1 protein-coding gene is annotated in these 1,079 nt (G+C 57.0%); it reads left to right on the top strand.

The window, feature by feature from the left end; genetic code table 11:
* Nucleotides 1–90 precede the first annotated feature (90 nt).
* Nucleotides 91–1,079 (top strand): cation:dicarboxylate symporter family transporter (locus HT737_RS15975; RefSeq protein WP_182403235.1); only part of this gene is annotated, 989 nt, incomplete at its 3' end.

The raw sequence follows: 1,079 nt of genomic DNA, 5'->3' as shown, positions 1-1,079 counted from the left end.
TATACGGAGGCAGATGCACAGACTTTTCCGCTAAAAGAGCGTTCCAGTTGCTGCATGTGCCTGAGTCAAACGCAAGTAAGGGTAAAGATAATGAAGAAGGCAAAACTCAGCCTCGCCTGGCAGATCCTCATCGGTCTGGTTTTAGGGATTGCAATTGGTGCGTTGCTCAACCACTTCAGTGCCGAAAAAGCCTGGTGGATCAGCAACGTCCTGCAACCGGCAGGCGATATCTTTATCCGTCTGATCAAGATGATCGTGATTCCGATCGTCATCTCCTCCCTGATCGTCGGCATCGCCGGCGTGGGCGACGCCAAGAAACTCGGGCGTATCGGCCTGAAGACCATCATCTACTTCGAAGTCGTCACCACCATCGCGATCATCGTCGGCCTGCTGCTGGCCAACCTGTTCCACCCGGGTGCCGGCATCGACATGAGCACCCTGGGCACCGTGGACATCTCCAAGTACCAGGCGACCGCCGCCGAAGTACAACATGAACACGCGTTCATCGAGACCATCCTCAACCTGATCCCGTCGAACATCTTCGCGGCCATGGCCCGCGGCGAAATGCTGCCGATCATTTTCTTCTCCGTACTGTTCGGTCTCGGTCTGTCGAGCCTGCAGTCGGACCTGCGCGAGCCGCTGGTGAAGATGTTCCAGGGCGTCTCGGAAAGCATGTTCAAAGTCACCCACATGATCATGAACTACGCCCCGATCGGCGTATTCGCCCTGATCGCGGTGACCGTGGCCAACTTCGGTTTCGCCTCGCTGCTGCCGCTGGCCAAGCTGGTGATCCTGGTTTACGTCGCCATCGCTTTCTTTGCTTTCGTGGTGCTGGGCCTGATCGCCAAGCTGTTCGGCTTCTCGGTGATCAAGCTGATGCGCATCTTCAAGGATGAGCTGGTCCTGGCTTACTCCACCGCCTCCTCGGAAACCGTGCTGCCACGCGTCATCGAGAAGATGGAAGCCTATGGCGCACCAAAAGCCATCTGCTCCTTCGTGGTGCCGACCGGTTACTCGTTCAACCTCGACGGTTCGACCCTGTACCAGTCGATCGCAGCGATCTTCATTGCCCAGCTGTA

Origin of the sequence: Pseudomonas sp. MD195_PC81_125, from assembly GCF_014060985.1 — a bacterium.
Lineage (GTDB): Bacteria > Pseudomonadota > Gammaproteobacteria > Pseudomonadales > Pseudomonadaceae > Aquipseudomonas > Aquipseudomonas parakoreensis.
The sequence above is the reverse complement of the archived record's forward strand: the minus strand, read 5'-3'. Positions and strand labels throughout refer to the sequence as shown.